This window comes from Mesorhizobium sp. P2_A12, assembly GCF_056405075.1.
Map to the genome: position 1 here is coordinate 61,204 of NZ_JBFUCU010000021.1, position 6,139 is coordinate 67,342.

General features: G+C 62.8%; 7 protein-coding genes. 3 read left to right on the plus strand and 4 right to left on the minus strand.

Features of this window, described 5'->3' with window-relative positions; genetic code table 11:
• Positions 1-74: 74 nt before the first annotated feature.
• From AC1DZU_RS29925 to AC1DZU_RS29935, 3 genes are all read right to left on the minus strand, one after another.
• A complete protein-coding gene (locus tag AC1DZU_RS29925; protein WP_477290331.1) occupies positions 75-1,040 on the minus strand; it encodes an alpha/beta hydrolase in 966 nt (321 codons plus the stop codon).
• 108 nt (positions 1,041-1,148) lie between these two features.
• A complete protein-coding gene (locus AC1DZU_RS29930; protein ID WP_477290333.1) occupies positions 1,149-2,027 on the minus strand; it encodes an SDR family oxidoreductase in 879 nt (292 codons plus the stop codon).
• Positions 2,028-2,158: 131 nt separating this feature from the next.
• Entirely contained in the window at positions 2,159-2,746 is a 588-nt protein-coding gene (locus tag AC1DZU_RS29935) for a dihydrofolate reductase family protein (RefSeq protein WP_477290334.1), read from the minus strand.
• Between the two features lie 114 nt (positions 2,747-2,860).
• Here AC1DZU_RS29935 and AC1DZU_RS29940 point away from each other — a divergent pair, with 114 nt between their 5' ends.
• Positions 2,861-3,283 (plus strand): winged helix-turn-helix transcriptional regulator, encoded by a 423-nt coding sequence (locus tag AC1DZU_RS29940; RefSeq protein WP_477290336.1) that lies wholly within the window; start codon positions 2,861-2,863, stop codon positions 3,281-3,283.
• 51 nt (positions 3,284-3,334) lie between these two features.
• On the opposite strand, the gene AC1DZU_RS29945 is transcribed toward AC1DZU_RS29940, so the two are convergent.
• Positions 3,335-4,048, minus strand: coding sequence for a DUF899 domain-containing protein (locus AC1DZU_RS29945; protein WP_477290338.1), 714 nt, complete (start codon positions 4,046-4,048; stop codon positions 3,335-3,337).
• Positions 4,049-4,257: 209 nt separating this feature from the next.
• Between AC1DZU_RS29945 and dinB the strand changes: the two genes are divergently transcribed.
• Positions 4,258-5,505 carry a DNA polymerase IV gene (dinB, locus tag AC1DZU_RS29950; RefSeq protein ID WP_477290340.1) on the plus strand — a complete coding sequence of 416 codons (1,248 nt, stop codon included), beginning with the start codon at positions 4,258-4,260 and terminating at the stop codon, positions 5,503-5,505.
• Positions 5,506-5,632: 127 nt separating this feature from the next.
• Positions 5,633-5,974 carry a hypothetical protein gene (locus tag AC1DZU_RS29955; RefSeq protein ID WP_210334021.1) on the plus strand — a complete coding sequence of 114 codons (342 nt, stop codon included), beginning with the start codon at positions 5,633-5,635 and terminating at the stop codon, positions 5,972-5,974.
• Positions 5,975-6,139 lie beyond the last annotated feature (165 nt).

Below are 6,139 nucleotides of genomic sequence, written 5' to 3' on the forward strand. Positions count from 1 at the left end.
CAGCGTCACCACACCATTGCTCAAGCGCTCCACTTCCACAAGCACGAAGCTCGATACGATCAGCCGGCCCATGCTCACGCCGCTCTGTCGCCGGCAGCCTTGTCGCGAGTGGCTTTGTCGTTGACACCTAGCAAGCCCAGCCTCGGCCGCACCCAGGTGGCGAGGCGGCCGATCGCGTCGTCGGCTTCCGGCGCCTTGCCGGCCATCATCTGGAAGGAATGCAGCATGCCGTCAAAGACGTCGAGCCGCGTTTCGACGCCGGCGAGCCTGGCGCGCTCGGCGAACATGCGGCTTTCGTCGACCAGCGTCTCATCCCCGCCGGCTTGCAGGAAGACAGGCGGAAATCCGCTGAGGTCGGCATAGAGCGCACTGACCTCCGGATCGAGCCGGTCGCCATCGCCGATGAAGTTCGTCGCCAGCCAGTCGACGGCAGCCTTGGCGAAAGCCGGGTCCTTTTCGCGGTTGGTCTCATAGCTGGCACCGGTCAGCGCCATGTCGAACCAGCCGGAGATAATCAGCGTCGCGGCAGGCAATGGCCGGCCTTCCTCACGAAGGCGCTGCAGGACGCCATAGGTCAGCACCGCGCCGCAGGAATCGCCGGCAAGCGCGATGTGCCTGGTGTCGAAGCTTTGCCCGGTGCGGTCGGTGAGCCAGTTCCAGGCGCTCATCGCCGCATTGAGCTGGACCGGATGCTTCGCCTGATGCGCCAGCGGATAGTCGTAGAGCAACGCCCGGCAGCCAACGGCCTTGGCCAGATGCCCGACCAGCTTGCGGTGCGTGTAGATCGAGCCGCCGACGAAGCCGCCGCCATGCGCATAGAGCAGCACCCGCTGCTCGTCGGCGCCCTTCGGCACGATCCACATCGCCGGCACGACGCCGGCATCGACCTCGATATAGTCGACGCCGCCCGGTTCGCCGGTCAGCGCCGTCCATTGCGTGTCGTTGTAGTCGATGATCGCTTGCGGGCTCGTCAGTTTGCCAGCATTGGCGGCGAGCGCCGCGTAGTGGTTCCTGTTTGCCTCGCTCTGTATGCTCGCCATGATGGTTCTCCCGGGGTTGCGGATCGCGGGCCGCGCGACCTTCGAAGCCTAGGACGAACGGGCGGTCGGAAAGGATACGTGGCCGCGGATGATTTTTTCGCGACGCGGCTAGTGCTCGCCGCCAAACATTGCGGCATGACGTCGGGCGAATTCGACGAACGGCGTTGCCCGCACGCCGAACATCTCATGCGTCGCCAGATACACCCGCGATTTCGGCCGCCGCAGCCGCTCGGCCAGTTGCTCGTCCAGCGCATCCGCAAAACCGCCTGGAATGCCGCCGGCCAGCAGATTGCGCCGCCGCACCTCAGGGCTCACGTTGACATAGCGAACCGGCTTGCCGATCGCTTGCGAGATCCGCGCCGCGACATCGCGCATCGTCAGCGCCTCGGGCCCGGTCATGTCGAGGCTCTCGCCCGCATGGCCGCCGTCGCGCAGCAGCCGGAAGGCCACCTTGGCGATGTCCTCGACATCGACCGGCGACAGTTCGGTATCGCCGAGTGCGAGACGGAAGACGCCCTCGGCGGCAATGGTTGGCGCGTCGCGCAGATAGACCTGCATGAACTGGCTGGGGCGCAGATGCGTCCACGCCATGCCTGCCCCTTCCAGATAGCGCTCGATCTCCTCATGCATGCGCGTGAAGCGGAATTTCGTCGCGTCATAACCGATGTTGGATTCCGCGCCGGAAAACTTCACCACATGGGCAACACCGGCCTGCTTACAGGCGTCGATGAAGCGGCACTGCGTTTCCGTCATGTCCTCGGCGGCGGTCGAAATCATCAGCACGCGGTCGATGCCGTCGAGTGCAGCGCCCAGCGTTTCAGGCCGGCGCATATCGCCCTCGACCAGCTGTATCGCGGCAAGCCCGTCGAGCCCCGCCGCCGAGGCACGGGCCGGGTCCCGCAGCGCCCTCACCTCATGCTTCTGCCGAGCGAACTCGCGCACGATGGCCTTGCCGTTAAGGCCCGTGGCGCCTGTCACCAGGATCATGGTCTTGTCTCTCCGTTCAGGATTGATGCGCCCGCCCTACCGGCGACCGCACCTTGAAGACGAAGAGACGCGGGCAAAGGATTCCGCCCAAACATCTTTTTATCGGCGAGATGCCTTCGCCATGCCTCGGATCACGCCACTGGCGCGTAGCGGTTGACCACCATGCCGCAGGCATAGGCCTTCGAGCCGAGCAGCCGCAGCGTCTTGAAACCGCCCTGGTCGAAGATCCGCCGTCCCGCGCCCAGCACCGCCGGGTTGACGAACAGCTGGAACTCGTCGACCAGCCCGGCCGTAATGAGTGAGGAGGCGAAACCGGCGCCTCCGAACACGGCCAGGTCGCCGCCCTCGCCCGCCTTCAGCGCCTTGACCTCGCGCGGCAGGTCGCCACTGGCAGCAGTCGTGCGCTCCCATCGCGAGGCTTTGAGCTTGTCGCTCAGCACCACCTTTCGTGCTTCGACGATGCGCTGCGCAAAGGCGTAGAACGGATCGCTTGGAAACTTCTTCGCCGCGTTGCCCCAATGGGTCAGGTACCCCTCCTCGGCCATCTTTCGGCTGAGCAGGATGGTGTCGACGCCGGCGAAAGCGGCGTTGAAGTCCCGCTTCAACTCGTCGTCCCAGGCGCTGTCGTCGCCCCATTCCCAGAGCTGCCAGTGATGATCCTCGTTGGCGCCGACAAAGCCGTCGACGGACATCTGCATCTGCAGGATCAGTTTTTTCATGGTCATTCTCCTCAGTTTGTCCGACGTTGACGAATGCTTTACTTATGGAACCATTTGACGCACGGCGGAGAATGATGTCAATAGTAAATTGATTTAAAAATGGAACCATAGACAATGTCGACCAAGGGAAAGTCCGGCTGTCCGATCAACCTGTCGCTCGAACTGCTCGGCGACCGCTGGACGCTGCTCATCATCCGCGACCTGATCTTCGCTGGAAAAAAGCATTTTCGGGAATTCCTGCAGTCCGACGAAGGCATCTCCTCGCGCACGCTGGCCGAGCGGCTGCAGACGCTGCAGGACGAAGGCATCCTCACCCGCAGCGACGACCCGACACACGGGCTGAAAACGGTCTACAGGCTGACCGAGGCAGGCATCGACCTGCTGCCCGTGCTGGCGACGCTCGGCGCCTGGGGCAGCAAGCACCGCAGGGCCGACGACAAGCTCGCCCGGATCGCCCAGGCTCTGGCGGCCGGCGGTGAAGCTGCGCTGGACCAGATGAAGGCGGCGTTGCGCGCGGAGCATCTGGCGAACATATGATCGCCGAAGCTCTACCAAGGCAGGCGTTCCCTCGCGCCGATAAAAGGACAATCAGCGACCATCATACTCATCGTGAAGACGGACCCAGTCGCCCAGCGTATGTGAGGGCCCATTTTCGTTGCGGCCGACGGGAGTCAGGTCGAGATAGCTATAGGTCCCGATCAGGTTCTCGCCACCACGGCCCCGCACCTGGAACGTACAATAAATCTTCCCATCGTTATCTTTGTAGAAAACGGTCGTACCACCGCGATCTCTGCCTGACATCGCGACCTCCTCGAAATTGAATAACACCTTGCCCGAGTTGATCTGGTCCTCGGTGAACGATACCTGGAAGTCGAAATTGAAATCGCTTCCGAATGATGACACCCAATCAAACTGCCAATTCATCCGCGCCTTGAAGTCCAGTAGCTCGGTGAGAGGAGCGCGCGAGCAGACGGCCAGGGAGACGTCGTGATGCATCAGATGCTGGTTGGCGGCGTCGATGTGGTCGCAAAGGAATGAACAGCCGGTGCACCGATAGTCCGCATTGGGCGGAAACATGAAGTGATAAATGATCAACTGGCTGCGGCCCTTGAAGAGATCGGCCAGCGATTTCCTCCCCTGGGTCGTATCGAACTCGTAGGGCTTGTCGATCCGCAGCCACGGCAGCGCCCGCCGGTCCGCCGCAATTTGTTGACGCTGGCTCGTAAACGCCTTTTCTTTCTCGAGATGCGCTTTATGCGCTTCAAACCAATCCGTGTAAGGCGCGATAACGTGGTTGGTCATGTCGTCCTCCTTCCGCACTCTGGCGTATGCTGACAGTCTCGTTGCCTGTCTTTAAGACGTTGTTGAAAACCGCGATCCGACGTCACCTGTGCAATTTGTGCTGAAGAACGCGGATGATAGCACCGGACGCCGACATTCTGCTTGACAGTCGTGCGTGCTTTGTTCTCTATATGTTCCTGTCTATCAGCAACTGCGGATGTGCGGTCGGGATGGAAACGACAGCCACCATCCTGCATGCCGATCTCGACGCCTTCTATGCCTCGGTCGAGCAGTTGCTCGATCCGTCGCTGCGCGGCAAACCTATTGCGGTGGGCGGCGGCGTCGTGCTTGCCGCCTCCTACGAGGCGCGCGCCTTCGGCGTGCGCGGCGGCATGCCGGGACGCAAGGCGCGCGAGCTCTGCCCGCAGCTGATCTTGGTCGGTGGCAATTTCAGCGACTACCAGCGTCTGGGCGACGCCGCGATCAAAGTGCTCGACGACTTCACGCCAGTGGTCGAGCGCATCTCCATCGACGAGGCCTTTGCCGATGTCGCCGGCTGCACACACCTGTTCGGATCCCCGCAAGAGATCGCCACGACCATCCGCCGCCGCGTCCGTGCAGAGCTCGGCCTGCCGATCTCGATCGGCGTGGCGCGCACCAAGCATCTGGCCAAGATCGCCTCGCAGGTCGCCAAGCCCGACGGATTGGTGGTGGTCGACCCCGGCACCGAGATCGCCTTCCTGCACGACCTGCCGGTCGGCCTGATGTGGGGCGTCGGCCCGGCGACGAAGGCGCGGCTGGCCGAAATCGGCATCGAGACCATCGGCCAGCTGGCCAGGACGCATAGCGGCGCGCTGACGCGGCTGCTCGGTCCCGCCGCCGGCGAAAAGCTGTCGGCGCTGTCATGGAACCGCGACCCGCGCAAACTGGAGACCAAGCGTCGGGCGCACTCGGCCGGTGCCCAATCGGCACTTGGGCAAAAGCCTGCCGTGGCGCGGGTCATCGTGCCCACTTTGCTGCATCTGGCCGACCGCGTCGCCAGCCGGCTGCGCGCCAAGGCTAGGCCCGGCCGCACGGTGACGGTGCGCGTGCGCTTTGCCGATCTCAGCGCGGTGACGCGGTCGATCACACTTGACCAGCCGATCTCGGCGACCACGATGCTGGCCGAGATCGCCGGCGACCTGGTGCGCGGCGCGCTTGCCGACCACCCGTACGAGAAGACGATCTCGCTGCTGGCGATCTCGGTCTCGCATCTTGAGGAAAGTGCAGAGTTGCAACTCGAACTGCCGCTCGGCCTCACCGACGAGAAGCACAGGCCGGGCACGCTGAAAGGCCTGGCACGCTTCGGTGCCGACCGCGCCATCGACAAGATCCGCGAGCGCTTTGGCAAGCAGGCGGTCGGCTACGGCACGGTGGCGCTGGAGGCCGCACGCTCAGTGCCCGACGAATTCAGGGAATTGGCGCAGAAGGAGCTCTGAGGGCAGCCGAAGCCATTCGTGCCCTGCATATGACCGCGCAAGTTGTAACTGGTAGCGGCAAAGAGTGACTTGATTTCAGGCCCTGGCTATTCGAGTAAGGTGTAGCGGCCACAAGCCATGGAATGCGATGTTCACAGCCTTCATCGTTTGCGCGTCAGTCACAGCTCTCAGCGCGGTCGTCAGTCTCGGTTTCTCCTTGGCTGCCGCCATGAACGAAACCGGCAACGCCCGCACGATAGCATTGTACGGTTGTGCACGCAGCGTGGCTTTGGTGGTCGCGAGCGCCGTGCCATTTTTCACAGGTTCGACGGAATGGCTTGAAGCCATCGCCTGGATAATGATCCTTGTGCAGGCCGGGGATGCGGTCATAGGTGCCACGATCGATGATCGGATGAAAACGTTCGGCCCGGCCAGTGCATCGCTCGCCAACCTTCTTGCACTACTATGGCTCATCCAGTCTGTTCAATGAGATCACGGCAGACAGCCTAGAGCGGTTCACGCTTTGATGGAATCGAAGGGGATTCCCGATTTGTCGGTTGTGTGATTCAAGATGCTGGCTGGGAATGGAGGCCAGCATCTGATGACCCGACCTCTTTCCAATGATCTTCGCGAGCGGGTTGTAGCGGCGGTTTTG

Excerpts from the sequence above, each read along its gene's own strand:
- AC1DZU_RS29925 (WP_477290331.1), bottom strand. The coding sequence starts at position 1,040 with ATGGCGAGCATACAGAGCGAGGCAAACAGGAACCACTACGCGGCGCTC.
- AC1DZU_RS29930 (WP_477290333.1), bottom strand. The coding sequence starts at position 2,027 with ATGATCCTGGTGACAGGCGCCACGGGCCTTAACGGCAAGGCCATCGTG.
- AC1DZU_RS29935 (WP_477290334.1), bottom strand. The coding sequence starts at position 2,746 with ATGAAAAAACTGATCCTGCAGATGCAGATGTCCGTCGACGGCTTTGTC.
- AC1DZU_RS29940 (WP_477290336.1), top strand. The coding sequence starts at position 2,861 with ATGTCGACCAAGGGAAAGTCCGGCTGTCCGATCAACCTGTCGCTCGAA.
- AC1DZU_RS29945 (WP_477290338.1), bottom strand. The coding sequence starts at position 4,048 with ATGACCAACCACGTTATCGCGCCTTACACGGATTGGTTTGAAGCGCAT.
- dinB (WP_477290340.1), top strand. The coding sequence starts at position 4,258 with ATGGAAACGACAGCCACCATCCTGCATGCCGATCTCGACGCCTTCTAT.
- AC1DZU_RS29955 (WP_210334021.1), top strand. The coding sequence starts at position 5,633 with ATGTTCACAGCCTTCATCGTTTGCGCGTCAGTCACAGCTCTCAGCGCG.